Source organism: Saccharopolyspora taberi, from assembly GCF_039534165.1.
GTDB classification, from domain to species: Bacteria; Actinomycetota; Actinomycetes; order Mycobacteriales; family Pseudonocardiaceae; genus Saccharopolyspora_D; species Saccharopolyspora_D taberi.
In genome coordinates this window covers 200,023-219,797 of the sequence record NZ_BAAAUX010000020.1, presented here as the reverse complement: position 1 = coordinate 219,797, position 19,775 = coordinate 200,023, and the positions used below count along the sequence as shown (strand labels likewise).

General features: G+C 69.8%; 22 protein-coding genes and 3 tRNA genes. 23 read left to right on the top strand and 2 right to left on the bottom strand.

Annotated features, from left to right (window positions below; genetic code table 11):
- The first annotated feature begins 33 nt into the window (after window positions 1-33).
- The 5 genes from ABD691_RS25610 (at window position 34) to ABD691_RS25590 (ending at window position 1,489) form a co-directional block, all read left to right on the top strand.
- Window positions 34-106: transfer RNA gene (locus ABD691_RS25610), tRNA-Thr, on the top strand.
- Between the two features lie 72 nt (window positions 107-178).
- Window positions 179-254: transfer RNA gene (locus ABD691_RS25605), tRNA-Met, on the top strand.
- A gap of 58 nt (window positions 255-312) precedes the next feature.
- Window positions 313-477, top strand: a complete 165-nt coding sequence (rpmG, locus tag ABD691_RS25600) for a 50S ribosomal protein L33 (RefSeq protein ID WP_009944078.1) — start codon at window positions 313-315, stop codon at window positions 475-477.
- Between the two features lie 125 nt (window positions 478-602).
- Window positions 603-1,064 carry an FAS1-like dehydratase domain-containing protein gene (locus tag ABD691_RS25595; protein WP_344683891.1) on the top strand — a complete coding sequence of 154 codons (462 nt, stop codon included), beginning with the start codon at window positions 603-605 and terminating at the stop codon, window positions 1,062-1,064.
- Entirely contained in the window at window positions 1,061-1,489 is a 429-nt protein-coding gene (locus ABD691_RS25590) for a MaoC family dehydratase (protein ID WP_425565156.1), read from the top strand. The genes ABD691_RS25595 and ABD691_RS25590 overlap by 4 nt, the downstream gene beginning before the upstream one ends.
- A 52-nt stretch (window positions 1,490-1,541) precedes the next feature.
- Here ABD691_RS25590 and ABD691_RS25585 read toward each other — a convergent pair whose 3' ends face one another.
- The gene (locus ABD691_RS25585) at window positions 1,542-2,771 is read right to left on the bottom strand and encodes a pyridoxal phosphate-dependent aminotransferase (protein WP_344683889.1); all 1,230 of its coding nucleotides are present in this window, start codon (window positions 2,769-2,771) and stop codon (window positions 1,542-1,544) included.
- 253 nt (window positions 2,772-3,024) lie between these two features.
- Between ABD691_RS25585 and ABD691_RS25580 the strand changes: the two genes are divergently transcribed.
- The 5 genes from ABD691_RS25580 (at window position 3,025) to rplA (ending at window position 5,818) form a co-directional block, all read left to right on the top strand.
- Window positions 3,025-3,097, top strand: a tRNA-Trp gene (locus ABD691_RS25580).
- A 30-nt stretch (window positions 3,098-3,127) separates the two neighbouring features.
- Window positions 3,128-3,526 (top strand): preprotein translocase subunit SecE, encoded by a 399-nt coding sequence (gene secE / locus ABD691_RS25575; RefSeq protein ID WP_344683887.1) that lies wholly within the window; start codon window positions 3,128-3,130, stop codon window positions 3,524-3,526.
- An 80-nt stretch (window positions 3,527-3,606) separates the two neighbouring features.
- The gene (nusG, locus tag ABD691_RS25570) at window positions 3,607-4,428 is read left to right on the top strand and encodes a transcription termination/antitermination protein NusG (protein WP_344683885.1); all 822 of its coding nucleotides are present in this window, start codon (window positions 3,607-3,609) and stop codon (window positions 4,426-4,428) included.
- A 155-nt stretch (window positions 4,429-4,583) separates the two neighbouring features.
- Window positions 4,584-5,018, top strand: a complete 435-nt coding sequence (gene rplK / locus ABD691_RS25565; RefSeq protein ID WP_344683883.1) for a 50S ribosomal protein L11 — start codon at window positions 4,584-4,586, stop codon at window positions 5,016-5,018.
- An 83-nt stretch (window positions 5,019-5,101) separates the two neighbouring features.
- Complete coding sequence (gene rplA / locus ABD691_RS25560; protein ID WP_344683881.1) at window positions 5,102-5,818, top strand: 50S ribosomal protein L1; 717 nt, start codon at window positions 5,102-5,104, stop codon at window positions 5,816-5,818.
- Between the two features lie 57 nt (window positions 5,819-5,875).
- On the opposite strand, the gene ABD691_RS25555 is transcribed toward rplA, so the two are convergent.
- Window positions 5,876-6,466: a hypothetical protein gene (locus ABD691_RS25555; RefSeq protein ID WP_344683879.1), complete on the bottom strand. Its 591-nt coding sequence runs from the start codon at window positions 6,464-6,466 to the stop codon at window positions 5,876-5,878.
- Between the two features lie 726 nt (window positions 6,467-7,192).
- On the opposite strand from ABD691_RS25555, the gene rplJ reads away from it, so the two are divergent.
- The 13 genes from rplJ to ABD691_RS25490 all read left to right on the top strand — a co-directional run bounded on the left by rplJ (window position 7,193) and on the right by ABD691_RS25490 (window position 19,762).
- Complete coding sequence (gene rplJ / locus ABD691_RS25550; RefSeq protein WP_344683877.1) at window positions 7,193-7,720, top strand: 50S ribosomal protein L10; 528 nt, start codon at window positions 7,193-7,195, stop codon at window positions 7,718-7,720.
- A gap of 90 nt (window positions 7,721-7,810) precedes the next feature.
- On the top strand, window positions 7,811-8,200 hold the full coding sequence (gene rplL / locus ABD691_RS25545) for a 50S ribosomal protein L7/L12 (protein WP_344683875.1): 390 nt from the start codon (window positions 7,811-7,813) through the stop codon (window positions 8,198-8,200).
- Window positions 8,201-8,479: 279 nt separating this feature from the next.
- Entirely contained in the window at window positions 8,480-9,682 is a 1,203-nt protein-coding gene (locus ABD691_RS25540; protein WP_344683873.1) for an ABC transporter ATP-binding protein, read from the top strand.
- A complete protein-coding gene (locus tag ABD691_RS25535; RefSeq protein ID WP_344683871.1) occupies window positions 9,679-10,470 on the top strand; it encodes an MlaE family ABC transporter permease in 792 nt (263 codons plus the stop codon). The genes ABD691_RS25540 and ABD691_RS25535 overlap by 4 nt, the downstream gene beginning before the upstream one ends.
- 5 nt (window positions 10,471-10,475) lie before the next feature.
- Window positions 10,476-11,315 carry an MlaE family ABC transporter permease gene (locus ABD691_RS25530; RefSeq protein ID WP_344683869.1) on the top strand — a complete coding sequence of 280 codons (840 nt, stop codon included), beginning with the start codon at window positions 10,476-10,478 and terminating at the stop codon, window positions 11,313-11,315.
- Window positions 11,312-12,664, top strand: coding sequence for an MCE family protein (locus tag ABD691_RS25525; RefSeq protein ID WP_344683867.1), 1,353 nt, complete (start codon window positions 11,312-11,314; stop codon window positions 12,662-12,664). Before ABD691_RS25530 ends, ABD691_RS25525 begins: the two co-directional genes overlap by 4 nt.
- On the top strand, window positions 12,661-13,686 hold the full coding sequence (locus ABD691_RS25520; RefSeq protein WP_344683866.1) for an MCE family protein: 1,026 nt from the start codon (window positions 12,661-12,663) through the stop codon (window positions 13,684-13,686). The genes ABD691_RS25525 and ABD691_RS25520 overlap by 4 nt, the downstream gene beginning before the upstream one ends.
- The gene (locus ABD691_RS25515) at window positions 13,683-14,660 is read left to right on the top strand and encodes an MCE family protein (protein WP_344683864.1); all 978 of its coding nucleotides are present in this window, start codon (window positions 13,683-13,685) and stop codon (window positions 14,658-14,660) included. The genes ABD691_RS25520 and ABD691_RS25515 overlap by 4 nt, the downstream gene beginning before the upstream one ends.
- The gene (locus ABD691_RS25510; RefSeq protein WP_344683862.1) at window positions 14,657-15,823 is read left to right on the top strand and encodes an MCE family protein; all 1,167 of its coding nucleotides are present in this window, start codon (window positions 14,657-14,659) and stop codon (window positions 15,821-15,823) included. Before ABD691_RS25515 ends, ABD691_RS25510 begins: the two co-directional genes overlap by 4 nt.
- Window positions 15,823-17,004 (top strand): MCE family protein, encoded by a 1,182-nt coding sequence (locus ABD691_RS25505; protein ID WP_344683860.1) that lies wholly within the window; start codon window positions 15,823-15,825, stop codon window positions 17,002-17,004. Before ABD691_RS25510 ends, ABD691_RS25505 begins: the two co-directional genes overlap by 1 nt.
- Window positions 17,005-18,108: an MCE family protein gene (locus tag ABD691_RS25500; RefSeq protein WP_344683858.1), complete on the top strand. Its 1,104-nt coding sequence runs from the start codon at window positions 17,005-17,007 to the stop codon at window positions 18,106-18,108. It begins immediately after the preceding gene.
- 29 nt (window positions 18,109-18,137) lie between these two features.
- Window positions 18,138-18,662, top strand: coding sequence for a hypothetical protein (locus tag ABD691_RS25495; protein WP_344683856.1), 525 nt, complete (start codon window positions 18,138-18,140; stop codon window positions 18,660-18,662).
- A 50-nt stretch (window positions 18,663-18,712) separates the two neighbouring features.
- Window positions 18,713-19,762, top strand: coding sequence for a hypothetical protein (locus ABD691_RS25490; protein WP_344683854.1), 1,050 nt, complete (start codon window positions 18,713-18,715; stop codon window positions 19,760-19,762).
- Window positions 19,763-19,775: the final 13 nt, after the last annotated feature.

The following is a 19,775-nucleotide window of genomic DNA, read 5'->3' as shown; positions in this document are numbered from 1 at the left end:
GTGTGTAGAGTTCTAATCGCTCCGCAAGGGCACGCCCCAATAGCTCAGTCGGCAGAGCGTCTCCATGGTAAGGAGAAGGTCTACGGTTCGATTCCGTATTGGGGCTCGGAAGGCAGCCGCGGTGCTCGACAAATGGGTACTGCGGCTGTTTTTGCATGGGATAAGCTGTTCCCAGTGCGGCGGTGTAGCTCAGTCGGTAGAGCAAGCGGCTCATAATCGCTGTGTCGCCGGTTCAAGTCCGGCCACCGCTACCATTGAGGGGTTCGCGTTCTCGCGGACCGTCCCAGGAAGTTCGAAGAGAAAGGCACCCCCGTGGCCGCGACCGATGTCCGCCCCAAGATCACGCTGGCGTGCGAGGAGTGCAAGCACCGCAACTACATCACCAACAAGAACCGGCGCAACGACCCGGACCGCTTGGCGATGAAGAAGTTCTGCCCGAACTGCGGTACGCACCGCGTGCACAAGGAGACCCGCTGACCACAGCGGATCCACTCGCGAGATCCAGTTCCACCGAAGACCCGTCCCGGCCGAGCCGGGGCGGGTCTTCGCGTTCCGCGCTCTCCCCGGTGCCCGGGCGCGCGAGGGCCTTGTAGCCTGCTTGCGTGCCGCTTGACCAGTCATTCATCGGACGTGAGTACCCGCCGTCGCAGCCGTACGAGGTCGGCAGGGAGAAGATCCGCGAGTTCGCCGACGCGATCAAGGACGACTCCCCGCTGCACCGGGACCCGGAGGCGGCCAAGGCCGCCGGTTACCCGGACGTGATCGCACCGCCGACGTTCGCGGTGATCCTGTCGATGCGGGCGCACGACTCGATCGTGCAGGACCCGCAGCTCGGGCTGGACTACAGCCGGGTCGTGCACGGCCAGCAGGAGTTCGTCCACCACCGGCCGATCCAGGCCGGTGACCGGCTGGTGACGGCGGTGCACGTCGACGACATCAAGGAGCGCGCGGGCAACGACTTCCTCACCCTGCGCGCCGAGATCACCACGGTCGAGGGCGAGCGGGTGTGCACCGCGACCGCGCTGCTGGTGGCGCGGGGAACGGCGGAAGGGGAGAGCGAGTGACGCTGCGGATGTCCGAGGTCGCCAAGGGCGACCAGCTGCCCACCCTGGAAGTCCCGGTGACCAGGGACGACCTCGTGCGCTACGCCGGGGCGTCCGGGGACTTCAACCCGATCCACTGGAACCAGCGGTTCGCCACCGAGGTCGGTCTCCCGGACGTGATCGCCCACGGCATGCTCACGATGGCCCTCGCGGGCCGGCTGGTGAGCCAGTGGGCCGGTGACCCGGGCGCGGTCGCGAAGTACAGCGTGCGGTTCTCCCGGCCGGTGGTCGTGCCCGACGACGGCGAAGGCGCTCTCGTGGAGCTGTCGGGCAAGGTGGCGGCCAAGAACGACGACGGCACGGTGAAGGTCAACATCACGGCTCGCAGCGCCGAGCAGGGCGTGCTGAGCGGTGCCAGCGCGATCGTGAAGCTGGCTCAGGACTGAGTGTGCGGAGGGGCCTGCTCCCGGCCGGGAGCAGGCCCCTTCCGCGTTCCGGTTACTTCGCCTCGCGGAGCAGATCGCCCATGCGGCGCACGCCCTCGGCGAGGTCGTCGTCGCCGAGCGCGTAGGACAGCCGGAAGTAGCCGGGGGTGCCGAATGCCTCGCCCGGGACCACCGCGACCTCCGCGTGCTCCAGGACCAGACCGGCCAGCTGGACGCTGGTCTCCGCCCGCGAGTCGCGGATCTCCTTGCCGAGCAGGTCCTTCACCGACGGGTAGGCGTAGAAGGCGCCCTGCGGCTCGGGGCAGCTCACCCCGGGGATCGCCGACAGCAGCTCCACGATCGTGCGACGGCGGCGGTCGAACGCCTCCCGCATCGACGCGACGGCGTCCAGCGAGCCGCTGACGGCCTCCAGCGCGGCGCGCTGGGACACGTTGGCGACGTTCGACGACAGGTGCGACTGGAGGTTGGTCGCGGCCTTGATGACGTCGTCCGGGCCGATCATCCAGCCGACCCGCCAGCCGGTCATGGCGTAGGTCTTGGCGACCCCGTTGAGCACCACGCAGGTGTTGGCCAGCTCCGGCACCACGACCGGCATCGACACGTGCTCGGCACCGCCGTAGACGAGGTGCTCGTAGATCTCGTCGGTGACGACCCAGATGCCGTGCTCGACCGCCCAGCGGCCGATCGCCTCGACCTGCTCGGGCGGGTAGACCGCGCCGGTCGGGTTGGACGGGGAGTTGAACAGCAGGACCTTGGTGCGCGGGGTGCGCGCGGCCTCCAGCTGCTCGACGGTGGCGAGGTAGCCGGTCGACTCGTCGGTGCCCACGACCACCGAGACACCGCCCGCCAGGGCGATCGCCTCGGGGTAGGTCGTCCAGTACGGCGCGGGCAGCAGGACCTCGTCGCCGGGGTCGAGCAGCGCGGCGAAGGTCTGGTAGACCGCCTGCTTGCCGCCGTTGGTGACCAGCACCTGGCTCGGCTGGACCTCGTAGCCGGAGTCGCGCGCGGTCTTCGCGGCGACCGCCTCGCGCAGCTCCGGCAGGCCGGCGGCGGGGCTGTAGCGGTGGTTGCGCGGGTCGGCGCACGCGGCGGCGGCGGCTTCCACGATCGGCTGCGGGGTCGGGAAGTCGGGCTCGCCTGCACCGAAACCGATCACCGGACGGCCCGCGGCCTTGAGCGCCTTCGCCTTCGAGTCGACGGCGAGGGTCGCGGACTCGGAGATCCCTCCGACGCGGGCGGAGACCCGCGGTCTCCCGGTGCTGTTCTCATCAGGTGCGGCCATGGGGGCATCCTGGCAGATCTGCGGTGGTCCGCGACACGGCGACCGGCGCCGGAGGTATGGTGTGCGCGCGGCTCGCGGCGGGCCCGCTCCGATGATCTCGCGCCCCTCGGGGGGTGCGGTTGGAGCAAGGTCGACTTCGTGCCGTACACTTTCGAACTTGGGATGCCACGGCACCTGGGAACCCGGGTCTGGACTCCAGGCGACGGGCTCGGTACCGGGCGTCCCGAACTGCGGTCGAGAACGCGGGCCGCAAAGGGGTGTAGCTCAATTGGCAGAGCAGCGGTCTCCAAAACCGCAGGTTGCAGGTTCAAGTCCTGTCACCCCTGCGTCGATGCGACGGTGAGCGGAGGATGGGCGTGAGCGAGGACCGCGAGCAGGAGCGGAACGGGAAGCGCGACGACGCAGCCCGCCCGTCCAGCGCCGCGGCGCGGCGGGAACGCCGCGCCTCCGCCCGCTCGGCCGCCCGGAAGGGGCAGGCCGGTGAGTCGGCGAAGGCCGACTCGACGCGCACAACTGAGTCGAAGGGTCGGCCCACCCCCTCGCGGGATGGCCGGCAGGGTCGGGTTTCGCCGTTCCGCAAGATCGGGCGCTTCCTGCGTGAGGTCGTCGCCGAGCTGCGCAAGGTCATCTGGCCGACGCGCAAGGCGCTGGTGACCTACACGCTCGTGGTGCTGGTGTTCGTCAGCATCATGGTGGCGGGCATCGCGGGCGTGGACGTGCTCTTCGCCAAGGGCGTGCTCTGGTTGTTCGGCTGAGCACCTCCGGCCACGCACCGCGTGGGGCGGCGGATGCCATCGACCCGGCACGCAACGCACGAGAGGAAGCGAGACCGACTGTGACCTCCCACGAGGGTCAGGAACTGACCGGCCTCACCGATGAGCAGGTGCACGCCGAGGCCGCCGAGCCGTCGGCGGACTCGGTCGACGCTGTCGATTCCGTGGGTGCCGCCGACTCCGGCGAGGACGTCGAGCAGGACGCCGGCGCCGGGTCCGACGTCGCGGAGGCGGGCGAGTCCGAGGTCGCCGACGAGGCGGAGGACGAGGAAGCCGACCCGGTCGAGGAGCTCCGTGCCGCGCTGCGCCGCGCGCCGGGCGAGTGGTACGTGGTGCACTCCTACGCGGGCTACGAGAACAAGGTCAAGACCAACCTCGAGACCCGCGCCCAGACGCTCGACGTCGAGGACTACATCTTCCAGGTCGAGGTGCCGACCGAGGAAGTCACCGAGATCAAGAACGGCCAGCGCAAGCTCGTGCAGCGCAAGGTGCTGCCGGGCTACATCCTGGTCCGGATGGAGCTCAACGACGCTTCCTGGAGCGCCGTGCGCAACACGCCGGGGGTCACGGGCTTCATCGGGGCGACCTCGCACCCGTCGCCGCTGAGCATCGACGACGTGCTGAAGTTCCTCGCGCCGCGGGCGGAGAAGGAGGCCAAGCCGGAGGCCGGCAAGAAGGTCGCCGCGCCTGCCGCCGCCAAGCCCTCGGTCGAGGTCGACTTCGAGGTCGGCGAGTCGATCACGGTCATGGACGGGCCGTTCGCGACGCTGCCGGCGACGATCAGCGAGGTCAACGCCGACGCCCAGAAGCTCAAGGTGCTGGTGTCGATCTTCGGCCGGGAGACCCCGGTCGAGCTGTCGTTCAACCAGGTTTCCAAGATCTGACCGGCTCCCCGCACGGGGAGCGCGGCGGCCGCGGGAGGACCCTGGCAGGACCCTCCCGCGGGAGCAGGCGAAGCACTCGTTGCTCCGCCGCCAGTTTCGGCCGTCCGTCGATCTGGACCGGCCGATCAACCGGATAGAAGACACAGGAAGCGAACATGCCGCCCAAGAAGAAGAAGCTCGCAGCGATCATCAAGCTGCAGATCTCGGCCGGCCAGGCCAACCCGGCCCCGCCGGTCGGCCCGGCGCTGGGTCAGCACGGCGTCAACATCATGGAGTTCTGCAAGGCCTACAACGCCGCGACCGAAGGTCAGCGCGGCAACGTGGTGCCGGTCGAGATCTCCGTGTTCGAAGACCGCTCCTTCGACTTCAAGCTGAAGACCCCGCCGGCCGCGAAGCTGCTGCTCAAGGCCGCCGGTGTGCAGAAGGGCAGCGGCGAGCCGCACAAGACCAAGGTCGGCAAGGTCTCGATGGACCAGGTCCGCGAGATCGCCCAGACCAAGATGGTCGACCTCAACGCCAACGACATCGACCAGGCCGCGAAGATCATCGCCGGTACCGCTCGGTCGATGGGCCTGACCGTCGAAGGCTGACCTTCCCCCTTCCGGGAATCAGCGTGGGAGGGCTCCAGCGCAGCCCGACCAACCACAACTGATCCAGTGCGATAAGGACAGACATGGCTAAGCGCAGCAAGGCATATCAGCAGGCAGCCGAGCTGGTCGACAGGGCGCACCTCTACGCGCCGCTGGAGGCCGCCGAGCTCGCCAAGAAGACCGCCAAGGTCAAGATGGACCCCACCGTCGAGGTGGCCATGCGGCTGGGCGTCGACCCCCGCAAGGCCGACCAGATGGTCCGCGGCACCGTGAACCTGCCGCACGGTACTGGCAAGACCGCCCGCGTCATCGTGTTCGCCGTTGGTGACAAGGCCGCAGAGGCCGAGGCCGCCGGGGCGGACGCGGTCGGTTCCGAAGACCTGATCGAGCGCATCCAGGGCGGCTGGCTCGATTTCGACGCGGCGATCGCCACCCCGGACCAGATGGCCAAGGTCGGCAAGATCGCTCGGGTGCTCGGGCCGCGCGGCCTGATGCCGAACCCGAAGACCGGCACCGTCACCCCGAACGTCACCAAGGCGGTCGCGGACATCAAGGGCGGTAAGATCAACTTCCGGGTCGACAAGCAGGCCAACCTGCACATCGTCATCGGCAAGGCGTCCTTCGACACCGAGAAGCTGGTGGAGAACTACGCCGCCGCGCTGGACGAGATCCTGCGCGCCAAGCCGTCGACCTCGAAGGGCCGCTACCTGAAGAAGGTCACCTTCACCACGACGATGGGCCCCGGCATCCCGGTGGACCCGAACCGCACCCGGAACCTGCTCGAGGCCGCCACGGCCTGAGGGTTCTGAATCGCTGGAAGGGCGGATCGGCCGTTTGGGCCGGTCCGCCCTTTCGCGTCAGCGGCGGCACTTCTCCGCTTCGAGCTCGTAGCCGGAGATCAGCCAGCCTCCGTCCGGGGCCCGGGTCAGCTTGAAGCTGCCCAGCAGCGGACCTCCGTCGACGCGCATCCGGCACCCGTAGACCGCAGCTTCGGGTTCGACGACCTCGACCGCGTTCTCGCCGTACTTCGGGTTGGCATAGGGCCCGGGCGCGGTGATCTGAGTGCGGATGTTCCTGGCCGCGGTGGCGCAGTCGTTGGGCGAACCATGCGCAGCGGAGAACGCGGCCTGGCCGGTCTCGTCGAACAGGCGGCAGGCACGTTCCGGCTGGTCGGAGCGCAGGTAGTTGTAAGCCCCGGTGATCGCCTGCTGGGGATTCGTCGAGGTGATCGGGGTCGCGTCCGGCGGTGCACCGCCGGTTCCTGTCCCACCGTCGCCGCTGCCGCCGCCGAAGAGGTCGTTCACGGTGCTCATGAACATGTTGTAGAGGACGATCAGGATGATGGTCAGGTAGATCAGGCGGCGGACGAACTTGAAGCGCAGGGGCCACAGGAGGCGTTTGGCCCAGATCGTGCCCTTGTGCGCGGACGTCGGGGTTGGCCACTGCACCGGTTGGTTCTGCGGGGTGTCCGGCCACTGCGCTGGGGGCGGCGGGGTCGTCGTCGGCGCTGGGGGGGTTCTGGGCGGGGATCGCCAGGTCAGTGCCGGAATCGGGCTGGCCGCTGGGGCTGGCCCCGACCTGGCTGCCGGCCCCGTCGGCTCCGCCCTGGCTGCGCTGCCATTCCTGGAACTTCTGGAACTCCAGGAACTGCTGGTACTGGCGGAACTCGGCGTCGTCCTGGGGGCGGGCCGGGGCCCGGTCCTCGACCACCTCGGCCTCGACCACCTCGGGTGGGCGGGGCTGCTCCTGCTGCTGGTCGGGGTCCTGCGCGCGGGGGTCGCGGTGCGACTCGTTCGGGTCGGCCACGACACACATGATGCCGTGCGGGGCAACCGGGGTCACCACCGGCGATCACCGCCTCGACTCGTGCGACCGCGGCACGACTCCGGGCGGGGGTGTGCGGCCAGGTCACGGCGTGGTGCCGTATAGTGGTCGCGGTTCCACCGAAGACCGCTGGTCTTCCCCTCCCCGGAGGGGAACGAAGGTCCCGTGCGACACGGGCGGCCCGCGCAGGAGGACGAGGCAACATCAGCGCGCTTCTGCGCGCCCGTGGTTTTCACGCCCCGTGCTGCTGCGCCGGGGCGTTTTGTCGTCTCAGGGCTGATCGACAGGTGGAGCGGTCCGGGCTTCTGCCCGGGTCTTCTGGAGTCGTGAAGCACTAGAGAGGAGGCGACATGGCGAAGCCCGACAAGGTCGACGCGGTCAGCGAGATCGCGGAGCGGTTCAACACCTCCACCGCGGCGGTCGTGACCGAGTATCGCGGGCTGTCCATGGCGAAGCTCGGTGAGCTGCGCCGCGCCCTCGGCCAGGGCACGACCTACCGTGTCGCGAAGAACACGCTGGTCAAGCGTGCCGCTGAGCAGTCGGGGGTCGAGGGTCTCGACGACCTGTTCGTCGGCCCGACCGCGATCGCCTTCATCGAGGGCGAGCCGGTGGACGCCGCCAAGGCGCTCAAGGAATTCGCCAAGGACAACAACTCCCTGGTGATCAAGGGCGGCTACATGGACGGCCGCGCGATCTCGGTTTCGCAGGTCGAGGCGATTGCCGACCTCGACTCCCGCGAGGTCACCCTCAGCAAGCTGGCCGGGGCCTTTAAGGCCAAGATGAGCCAGGCCGCCGCCGCGTTCGCCGCTCCGGCGACCAAGGCCGCGCGTCTGGCCGCCGCCTTGCAGGAGAAGAAGGGCGAGGCCGACGCCGCCTGAGTCCGCTGTGGACTCCCGCGGTCGTCGTCATCGCACCCCACCCCAGATCTGCTCGCAGGCGCGCGGGCATCGAAGTGAAAGGACGCCGAAATGGCGAAGCTGAGCAACGAAGAGCTGCTGGACGTCTTCAAGGAGATGACCCTCCTGGAGCTGTCGGAGTTCCTGAAGCAGTTCGAGGAGACCTTCGACGTCACCGCCGCCGCCCCGGCCGCGGTCGCCGTCGCCCCGGCCGGCGGTGCCGGTGCCGCCGAGGCCGCCGAGGAGCAGGACGAGTTCGACGTCGTCCTGGAGTCGGCCGGTGACAAGAAGATCCAGGTCATCAAGGTCGTCCGCGAGATCGTCTCCGGCCTGGGCCTGAAGGAGGCCAAGGAGCTGGTCGAGGGCGCCCCGAAGCCGGTCCTGGAGAAGGTCGACAAGGAGAAGGCCGAGGAGGCCAAGGGCAAGCTGGAGGAGTCCGGCGCCAAGGTCTCCCTCAAGTGACCTCTCGCTGACCCAGCGTGAAAGGGCGGGCACCCTCGGGTGCCCGCCCTTTTTCCTTACCCGCAGGCGGTTTTTCCACGATGCGACAGGCGTTCCGGACAAACCGGCGAATGCCTCGCCGAGGTCTGGAAACCGAACCCAACTCGTGAGTAACCTGCGCGGGTCGCGCTCGTTGCACAGGTGTGATGCGAACGACGCTCGTTAAGCGCGTCACATGTGCGAGGCTCCCGATCCGGGGCGGCGCACGGAAGCGACGGACGTAGGAAGGCGGAGGTGCTCATGGGCGTCGAGGTGGTCGTCGAGGGGCTGTCCAAGTCGTTCGGCAGCCAGACCATCTGGCGGGATGTGACGCTGACGCTTCCTTCCGGTGAGATCAGCGTCCTGCTCGGCCCGTCCGGCACTGGCAAGTCGGTGTTCCTCAAGTCGTTGGTGGGCCTGCTCAAGCCCGAGCACGGGCGGGTCGTCATCGACGGCGTGGACATCTGCGACTGCTCGGAGCGCAAGCTCTACGAGATCCGGAAGCTGTTCGGCGTCCTGTTCCAGGACGGCGCGCTGTTCGGGTCGATGAACCTCTTCGACAACATCGCGTTCCCGCTCCGCGAGCACACCCGCAAGAGCGAGTCCGAGATCCGCAACGTGGTGCTCGAGAAGATGGAGATGGTCGGTCTCATCGGCGCGGAGGAGAAGCTCCCCGGCGAGATCTCCGGCGGTATGCGCAAGCGGGCCGGCCTGGCCAGGGCGCTGGTGCTCGACCCCGAGATCATCCTGTTCGACGAGCCGGACTCCGGTCTGGACCCGGTGCGCACCGCGTACCTGAACCAGCTGATCGTCGACCTCAACGCGCAGATCGACGCGACGTTCCTGATCGTCACCCACGACATCAACACCGCGCGCACCGTGCCGGACAACATCGGCATGCTGTTCCGCCGCAACCTGGTCATGTACGGCCCGCGCGAGGTGCTGCTGACCTCGACCGAGCCGGTCGTGGAGCAGTTCCTCAACGGCCGCAGGCAGGGCCCGATCGGGATGAGCGAGGAGAAGGACGCCGGGCAGATGGCGGCCGAGCTCGCCGAGCTGGACCGCGACGCGGCCGGTGTTCCGCACATCATCCCGCAGCTGGAGGTCTCGCCGGGGCTGCCGGAGCGGACCGCGGTGCGGCGCAGGCAGGCCCGGGTGCTGCGCGAGCTGTCGACGCTGAGCCCGGCCGCGCAGCAGGAGATCATGAAGACCATCCACCCGCACGACGCCGCGCGCACCGAGTCGATGCGCGGCTCGCTGGCCGGTGCGGAGGTCGCCCAGGTCCCCCAGCCGACCCAGGTTCAGCCGCACGCCCAGACCCAGCCTCCGCTGCCGCGCCGGACGCCGTCGCCGCACCCCCGGCCCGAGCAGCAGGTCCCCGCGGGCGGCGAGCCGCCGTGGGCCCGGCAGCGCGCGTCGCAGCAGCGCCGCTGGTTCGGCCGCAGGCGAGGCGGTGAGCAGTGAGCGCACCCTCCCACGCCAGGTTTCCGGGGGCGGGTGGGATCCGGGAGACCGGTCGGCTGTTCGCGCTCATGCTCGACGTCGGCAGGTCCTTCCCCCGGCGCCCGTTCCAGCTGCGCGAGTTCATCCAGCAGTGCTGGTTCATCGCCAGCGTCACGATCCTGCCGACCGCGCTGGTCGCGATCCCGTTCGGCGCGGTCATCGCGCTCCAGCTCGGCTCGCTGACCCGGCAGATCGGCGCGCAGTCGTTCACCGGTGGCGCCAGCGTGCTGGCGATCATCCAGCAGGCCAGCCCGATCGTGACCGCGCTGCTGATCGCGGGCGCGGGCGGTTCGGCGATCTGCGCCGACCTGGGCTCGCGCAAGATCCGCGACGAGATCGACGCGATGGAGGTCCTCGGCGTCTCCCCGGTGCAGCGGCTGGTGGTGCCGCGGGTGCTGGCCGCGATGCTGGTCGCGGTGCTGCTCAACGGCATGGTCAGCGTCGTCGGCGTGATGGGCGGCTACTTCTTCAACGTGATCATGCAGGGCGGCACGCCCGGCGCGTACATGGCCAGCTTCAACGCGCTGGCGCAGCTGTCCGACATCTGGATCAGCGAGCTCAAGGCGCTGATCTTCGGCTTCCTGGCCGGCGTGGTCGCCGCCTACCGCGGGCTGAACCCGGCGCCGGGCCCGAAGGGCGTCGGGGACGCGGTGAACCAGGCGGTGGTGATCACGTTCCTGCTGCTGTTCGCGGTGAACTTCGTCCTGACCACGATCTACCTGCAGGTCGTGCCGCCCAAGGGGATGTGACGACCATGGTGACGTTCTCGCAGCGCGCCCGGCGCGCGGCCCGCAGGCCGCTGGAGTTCCTGGACGACCTGGGCGACCAGATGTCGTTCTACCTGCGGGCGCTGGCCTGGATCCCGCGGGCGATCCGCCGCTACTTCAAGGAGACGATGCGGCTGCTGGCCGAGGTCAGCTTCGGCAGCGGTGCGCTGGCGGTCATCGGCGGCACGGTCGGCGTGATGATCGGCATGACGCTGTTCACCGGCACCGTCGTCGGCCTGCAGGGGTACGCGGCGCTGAACCAGCTGGGCACCTCGGCGTTCGCCGGGTTCGTCTCGGCGTACTTCAACACCCGCGAGATCGCGCCGCTGGTCGCCGGGCTGGCGCTGTCGGCCACGGTCGGCTCCGGGTTCACCGCGCAGCTCGGCGCGATGCGGATCTCCGACGAGATCGACGCGCTGGAGACGATGGGCGTGCCGAGCCTGCCGTACCTGGTGACGACCCGGGTGATGGCCGGTTTCGTGGCGGTGGTCCCGCTCTACGTGCTCGGCCTGCTGACCTCCTACCTGGCGTCCCGGGTGGTGACGGTGTCGCTGTACGGCCAGTCGGCGGGCACCTACGACCACTACTTCAACCTGTTCCTGCCGCCCGAGGACGTGTTGTGGTCCTTCGGGAAGGTGCTGGTCTTCAGCGTTGTGGTGATCATGACGCACTGCTACTACGGCTACCGCGCCACCGGCGGACCGGCCGGGGTCGGCGTGGCGGTGGGCCGCGCGGTGCGGACCGCGATCGTGACCACGGCGCTGCTCGACTTCTTCCTCAGCCTCGCGATCTGGGGCACCACGACGACGGTTCGGATCACCGGATGAGCACCAGAGGCGCACTGACGACGTTGCGACGCCGGCTGCTGGGCGTCGCCCTGCTGATGACGATCGTGCTGTTCCTTGGCCTGACCGTCGCCACGTACCAGAAGGCGTTCACCTCCAGCGTGGACGTCAAGCTGCACACCGAGTCCGCGGGCAACCAGCTGATGGCGGACTCCGACGTGAAGGTGCGGGGCATGATCGTCGGCCGGGTCAGGAGCATCGAGCCGAGTCCCGACGGCGCCGAGCTGAACCTGGCGCTGGACCCGGAGAAGGCCGCCCAGCTGCCGTCGAACGTCTCGGCTCGGCTGCTGCCGCGGACGCTGTTCGGCGAGCGCTACGTCTCGCTGGAGGTCCCCGAGCAGGCCACCGGCAGGCTCGCCTCCGGCGACGTCATCGCTCAGGACCGCAGCAGCGCGGCCGTGGAGCTGGAGGCGGTGCTGGCCGACACGATGCCGGTGCTGCAGGCGGTGCACCCGGACGAGCTGGCGGTGACGCTGAACTCGCTGAGCCAGGCGCTGGAGAACCGCGGCAAGCCGCTCGGCGAGACGCTCTCGCAGCTCAACACCTACCTGGACGGGCTGAACCCGTCGGTGCCGGACCTGCGGGAGAACCTCAGGGAGCTGGTCGGCGTCGCCGAGACCTACGAGCAGGCCGCGCCGGACGTGCTGGAGGCGCTGGAGAACCTGAGCACCACCTCGCGGACCCTGGTCGACCAGCGGCAGAACCTGACCAACCTGACCTCGCAGCTGACCGCGACCTCGGCGGACGGCATGAAGTTCTTCCAGGACAACGGAAAGAACCTGATCCGGCTCGGCGAGGCGCAGCGGCCGACGCTGGACGTGCTGGCCAAGTACGCGCCGGAGTACCCGTGCTTCCTCCAGCAGATGCGGGACTTCGTGCCCGACATCCGCAAGGTGTTCGGCGAGGGAACCCCGGAGCCCGGCCTGCACATCACGCTGGAGGTCACGGCCAACCGCGGGAAGTACATCCCGAACCGGGACGAGCCGGAGTTCGCCGACAAGCGCGGTCCGCGCTGCTACGCGCTGACTCCGCTGCCGGACCCGATCCCGGAGTACCCGCCGGACGGTCCGTTCAAGGACGGCTCGGTGCCGCCGCCCGCGTCCAAGCCCGCCGAGAACGGGGTCATGCCGCCGTCGATGGGTGAGGACTTCCTGCCCGCGGGCACCTCGTCGCAGTCGGCGGACCTGGGCGTGGTGAACTCCCCGGCCGAGCGCGACTTCGTCTCCGCGCTGCTGGCGCCGACGATGGGCGTCGAGCCGGGCGAGGTGCCGGGGTGGGGCTCGCTGCTGGTCGGCCCGACGCTGCGCGGAGCGGAGGTGACCTACCGATGAACGGGCGCGGCATCACCGGACCGCTCGTCAAGTTCCTGGTCTTCGTGCTGGTGACGTTGCTGGCCACCGGCGTCCTGATCGTCACCATCGCCAACAGCGACCTGCGGGCGGCCGAGTCGTACAAGGCGCGGTTCACCGACGTCACCGCGCTCAACGAGGGCGACGAGGTGCGCATCGCCGGGGTCAAGGTCGGCGAGGTGCAGAGCATCGACGTGGTCGACCGGCGGGTCGCCGAGGTCGAGTTCAGCGTCTCCGGCCGGAAGCTGCCCGCGTCGGTGGGCGCGACGATCAAGTACCGGAACCTGGTGGGCCAGCGCTACGTGTCGCTGGAGCAGGGGCCGGGCGAGCCGGGCAACTACCTGGCGCCGGGCGCGACGATCCCGTTGCAGCGCACCAAGCCCGCGCTGGACCTGACGGTGCTGCTGGGCGGTTTCAAGCCGCTGTTCCAGGCGCTGTCGCCGGAGGACGTGAACAAGCTGTCCTACGAGATCATCCAGGTGCTGCAGGGCGAGGGCGGCACGGTGGAGAGCCTGCTGTCCCACACCGCCTCGCTGACCACCACGATCGCCTCCAAGGACCAGGTGATCGGCCAGACCATCGACAACCTCAACGGCGTGCTGGACACGGTGAACGCGCGCGACGAGCAGCTCTCCGGGCTGATCGTGCAGTTGCAGCAGGTGGTGTCCGGGCTGGCCGCCGACCGGGAGTCGATCGGTGACGCGATCACCGCGATGGACGGGCTGACCAACACCACGGCCGGACTGCTCACCGAGGCCAGGCCCGGGTTGCAGCAGGACATCGCCGGGCTCGGTGACCTGTCGAAGAACCTCAACGACCACGAGGACCTCACCGAGCACTTCGTCCAGAACCTGCCGGGCAAGTTGGAGACCATCGGCCGGACCGCGAGTCACGGTTCCTGGTTCAACTTCTACATGTGCGAGGCGGAGGGCACCGTCGGTGTGGGTGAGCTGAACCTGCCGCTGCCGCTCGCGCCGGTTACCCAGCCGAGGTGTCAGCGATGAGTTCCTTCCAGCAGCGCGACCCGATCAAGATCGGCATCGCCGGCATCCTGGTGCTGGTCGTGGCGTTCCTGGTGGCGATGAACTTCGAGAGCCTGCCGTTCGTCGGCGGGAAGACCTACCAGGCGCACTTCTCCGAGGCGGCCGGGATCAAGCCGGACGCCGAGGTCCGGGTGGCCGGGGTGAAGGTCGGCTCGGTCAGCGACGTCGAGCTGGAGGGCGACCACGTGACGGTGACGTTCCGGGCCGACACCTGGCTCGGCGACCACACCACCGCCGCGATCAAGATCAAGACGCTGCTCGGGCAGAAGTACCTCGCGCTCGACCCGCAGGGCGGGGAAGAACTGTCCACTTCGGACCCGATCCCGCTCCAGCGGACGATGTCGCCCTACGACGTCATCGAGGCGTTCAGCGACCTGTCCAGGACGGTCGGCAAGGTCGACACCAAGCAGCTGGCGGACAGCTTCCGGGTCATGTCCGACACCTTCTCCGGCACCCCAGACGAGGTCGGCGGCGCCCTCAACGGGCTTTCCCAGCTGTCGCAGACGATTTCGTCCAGGGACGAGCAGCTGGAGCACCTGCTGGCCAACACCAGCCAGGTGTCCACGACCGTGGCCGACCGCAACGCCGAGTTCGAGAAGCTGCTCTCCGACGGCAACCTGCTGCTGGAGGAGATCCGCAGCCGGCGCGACTCGATCTCGTCCCTGCTGGACGGCACCCGCAACCTCTCGGCGCAGCTGAGCGGCCTGGTCGACGACAACTCCGCGCAGCTGGGGCCGGCCCTGGCGCAGCTGGACCGCGTCACCAAGATGCTCGAGCGCAACCAGGAAGACCTCAGCGCGAGCCTGGCCAGGTTCGCGCCCTTCACGAGGCTGTTCGCCAACGTGCTGGGCAACGGCCACTGGTTCGACACCTACATCTGCGGGCTGCTGCCGCCCGCCGTCGGCCCGATCAACCCGAAGGGCTGCCAGCCATGAGCAAACCCCCGCTGACCAGGATGCTGGCCGTCGCGTGCGTGCTGGCGCTGGCGACCACCGCCGTCGTGTGGTGGGCGCTCAGCGGCACCGACCGCCGCATCACCGCCTACTTCGACGCCGCGGTCGGCATCTACCCGGGCGGTGACGTGCGGATCCTCGGCGTCGCCGTCGGCACGGTCGACAAGGTCACGCCCAACGGCGAGACGGTCCGGGTCGACATGTCCCTGCAGCGGGACGTCGACGTGCCCGCCGACGCTGGCGCGGTCCTCGTCTCGCCGAGCGTGGTCAGCGACCGCTACGTGCAGCTCGCGCCGGTCTACCGGGGCGGGCCGACGATGGACGACGGCGCGGTCATCCCGCGCGACAAGACCGCGACCCCGGTCGAGCTCGACGAGGTCTATCGCAGCCTCAACGAGCTGACCACGGCGCTGGGGCCGCAGGGCGCCAACGCCGACGGCGCGCTGACCGACCTGCTCAACACCGGCGCGGCCAACCTGGACGGCAACGGCCAGGCGCTGGCCGACTCCATCAAGCACCTCGGCGAGCTGGGCACCACGTTGTCGGGCAACAGCGACGAGTTCTTCGGCACCGTCGACAACCTCCAGCGGTTCACCTCGATGCTGGCCGCCAACGACGACCAGGTCCGCCGCTTCAACACGCAGATGGAGCAGGTCAGCTCGTTCCTGGCGGAGGAGCGCGGGGACCTCGGGGCGTCGATGGCCGAGCTGGCCGTCGCGCTCGGCAAGGTGGAGGCGTTCGTGCGGGACAACCGCGAAGGGCTCAAGACCAACGTGGACCAGCTGAACTCCGTCGCGCAGGTGCTGGTGCAGCAGAAGGCGGCGCTCAGCGAGTCGCTGAACAACGCGCCGCTGGCGCTGGGCAACCTCAACAACGCCTACAACGGCGCGTCCGGCACGCTCGACACCCGGGCCAACATCAACGAGCTGAACCAGCCCCCGCTGGTCTCGGTGTGCAAGCTGCTCCAGGCGCAGGCGCCCGCCGAGCTCCCGCTGGGGCTGGCCGACACCTGCAAGCAGCTGCAACCGGTCATCGACGGGGCGCTGCCGCTGCCGACCCCGGCCGAGGCCATCAACTCCCTGCAGAAGGGCCAGTTGCCGCCGCTGCCGCTGCCGGTCGGCGACCAGGTGGGAGGTGGCCGGTGATGGGCCGCAACGCGTTGCGCGCGGTCGCGCTGGCCGCCGCCGGCCTGGTGCTGCTGGGCGGCTGCGGGTTCCGCGGGGTGTACGACATGCCGCTGCCCGGCGGTGCCGACGTCGGTGACTCGCCCTACGAGGTGAAGGTGCGGTTCCAGGACGTCCTGGACCTGGTGCCCAACGCCGGGGTGCGGGTCAACGACGTGCCGGTCGGCCGGGTCTCCGAGATCGGGCTCGCCCCGGACTCCTGGCAGGCGGAGGTGACCGTGGTGGTCAACTCCGACGTGGAGCTGCCCGCCAACGCCACCGCCCGGCTGCGCCAGTCGAGCCTGCTGGGCGAGAAGTACGTCGAGCTCGCCGGTCCGCCGGAGTCGCAGGTGCCGATCGGCAGGCTGGTCGGCGGCGACGTCATCGGCCTGGAGCGCACCAGCCGCAACCCCGAGGTCGAAGAGGTGCTGGGCGCGCTGTCCCTGCTGCTCAACGGTGGCGGGGTCGCGCAGCTGCAGAACATCACCAAGGAGCTCAACGCCGCGCTGGAGGGCCGCGAGGCCGACGTCCGCAGCCTTCTGTCCAACGTGGACGAACTGGTGGCCGGGCTGGACGCCCAGCGCGACGACATCACGCGCGCGCTGGACAGCATCAACCGGCTCAGCGCCAGCGTGAACGCCCAGCGCGGCAACATCGACACCGCGCTGCGCGACCTGGAACCGGGCCTGCGGGTGCTCAACGAGCAGCGCGGCCAGCTGGTCACCATGCTCCAGTCGCTGGACAAGCTGTCCGGGGTCGCCACCGACGTGGTCGACAAGAGCAAGGACGACCTGGTGCACAACCTCGACCAGCTGGCGCCCACGCTCAAGCAGCTGGCCGCGGCGGGCGAGAACCTGCCGAGGTCGCTGGAGGTCCTGCTGACCTTCCCGTTCCCGGACAACTCGGTCGAGGGCATCGGCGGCAGCGACTACACCAACCTGTACGCGAACGTCGACCTCAACCTGACCAACATCGTCGACAACTTCGGCCGCAGCAGGCAGCCGCTGCTGCCCCCGCCGCCGGGACTTCCGCCGCTGCCGCTGCCGGGGCTGACCCCAGAGCAGCCCGCGCCGCAGCCGACGCCCCAGCAACCCGCGCCGCCACCGGAACCGCCGAAGGACTCCGGCAGCTGGCTCGACGACCTCTTCGGTGGTGGTGACTAGATGCTCACGCGCAGGGTCCGCATCCAGATCGTCGCGTTCGTCGCCATCGCCCTGGTCGGCGTCGGCTACGCGGGCGCCAAGTACGCCGGGCTCGACCGGCTGCTCGGCCCGCGCGGCTACGTCGTGACGATGAAGCTCGCCGACACCGGCGGGGTCTTCGACAACGCCGAGGTCACCTACCGGGGCGTGCCGATCGGCCGGGTCGGCACGATGCGGCTGACCTCCGACGGCGTGGAGGTGCCGCTGGACATCGAGTCCAGCGCGCCGCGCATCCCGAAGGACGTCGAGGCCGTGGTCAGCCTGCGGTCGGCGGTCGGCGAGCAGTACGTCGACCTGCGGCCGAAGAGCGAGCGGGGCCCGTTCCTGGAGGACGGCTCGACGATCGCGCAGGCGTCCACGCGGACGCCGCTGCCGGTCGAGGACCTGATGACCAACCTGGACTCGTTCTCCAAGTCGGTGCCGACCGACTCGCTGCGCACGGTGGTCAACGAGCTGGGCACCGCGTTCCGCGACAACGGCGGGAACCTTCAGAAGATCATCGACACCACCGGCGAGTTCACCGCGGCTGCCCAGCAGCACCTGCCGCAGACCAAGCAGCTGCTCGCCGACGGCAAGACCGTGCTGGCCACCCAGAACGAGCAGGGCTCGGCGATCAAGTCCTACGGCGAGAATCTGCGGCTGCTGTCCGAGCAGCTGCAGAAGTCGGACGGCGACCTGCGCGGGGTGATCGAGAAGGCGCCGCCCGCGGCTTCGCAGATCAGCGGTTTCCTGCGGGAGAACGACAAGCTCGGCCCGCTGCTGGCGAACCTGACCAGCACCTCGGAGCTGATGGCCACCCGGGTCGACGGCATCGAGCAGATCATGACGCTGTACCCGGTGGTCGTGACCGCGAGCAACACGGTCGTCCCGGGCGACGGAACCGCCCACTTCGGCCTGGCGCTCAACGTTTTCGACCCACTACCCTGCACGGCCGGTTACGAATCCACCGTTCGGCGGCCTGGCAACGACATGACACCGGTGCCGCTGAACACCCGGGCGTACTGCGCCGAGCCCAGGGGGAGCGACACCTCCGTGCGGGGTGCCCAGAACGCACCGGGGCAGTAGCAGTCCCGCGTCAACACCTAGGAGGAGAGATGGCCGACGAGTCCCAGCCGCGCCCCCGCAGATGGGGAGTGGTCGCGGCCTCGGCCGCGCTCGCCGCGTCCGTCATCGCGGCCGGGGTGTTCGGCGTCTCGTGGGCGAGCGCGGCCAACAGCGACTCGACGTCGTTCGCGACCGAGCGGGACAACGCGCTCGAAGCGGGCAGGCAGGGTGTCGTCAACTTCCACACCCTCGACTACCGGGACGTCCAGCGCGGCCTGGACCTGTGGGTGGAGAGCTCGACCGGCCCGCTGCGCGACGAGGTCCAGCGCGGCAGGCAGGCCAACGCCGAGCGGATCCAGCAGGCCAAGACGGTCACCGAGGGCAAGGTGCTCGACGCCGCGCTGACCGAGCTCGACGAGCGCGCGGGCAAGGCGATGATGATCGCCGTCGTGGAGTTCACCGCCACCCCGGAGGGGCAGCAGCCCGCGGTGAAGCGCACCCGCTACCAGGTCGAGCTGACCCGCGACGGCGACCGGTGGAAGCTCAGCAACCTCGGTGCCGTGGCGGTCGGCTGACGCCGCCGAAGTACGTCGCCGCCCGCCGCCGCAGTTCTAGGAGTGTCGTAGTGTCCAAGCCCCGCCAGAATCCAGCATCGGCGTCCCGGCCCCGCGTCGCCGGGCTCCGCAAGCGGGCCACCCGGGAGGCCGCTCCGGGGAACGGCCGCGCTGATTCGTCCACTGTGGAGGGATCGGCGGAGGAGGTGACGGCCCCGGCCGAGGCCGTCGCTGAGGCCGAGACGGTTGCCGAGGCCGAGACGGTCGCTGAGGCCGAGACGGTCGCTGAGGCCGAGACGGTCGCTGAAGTCCCGCCCGAGGTCGCCACCGAGCCCGAGGGCGAGGCCGTTCCCGGATCCGAAACCGCTGCTTCGGAGGCCGCCGCGTCGGAGCCCGCCACGGAGCCCGAGTCCGCCCAGGACTCCGAAGCTGGTCGGGCCCCGGAAGCTGCCAAGGAAGCCGCTGCCGCCCCGGAGCCCGCTGCCACGCCCGATGCCGCCCCGGGCCCTGAAGCCGCGGATGCCGAGGCCGCTCCGGAGCCCACGCGCGAATCCGCCCCGGGGCCCGAAGCCGCCGAAGCCGCTGCCGCCCAGGAGCCCACGCCCGAACGCCCGCGCGGAAACCGCGCGCTGATCACCGGTCTCCTGGTCGCCACGGCGGTCTTCACCGCGCTGGCGGTGGTCTTCGGCATCGCGCAGCACAACGTGCGCACCAACGGCCCCGCCGCCAACGAGGCCCTGGTCGACGGACCCGCGACCGCCGAGGTCACCGGGCAGATCAGCGACGCCGTGTCGAAGGTGTTCTCCTACGACTTCACCGACACCGCCAAGACCGAGCGCGCCGCCAACGAACTCCTCGTCGGCCAGGCGGTCGACGAGTACAACCGGCTGTTCGCCACGGTCAAGGAGCTCGCGCCGCAGCAGAAGCTGGTCGTCACCACGACCGTCAAGTCCGTCGGCGTCACCCGCCTCCAGGGCGACCGCGCCGAGCTGCTGCTGTTCGTCGACCAGCAGGCGGTCCGCACCGACAACGGCCAGCCCAACATCGGTCCCGCGCAGATCACCGTCGGCGCCGAGAAGCAGGGCGACCGCTGGAAGATCGACCGGATCTCCCAGCGCTGACCGGAACTCCCGG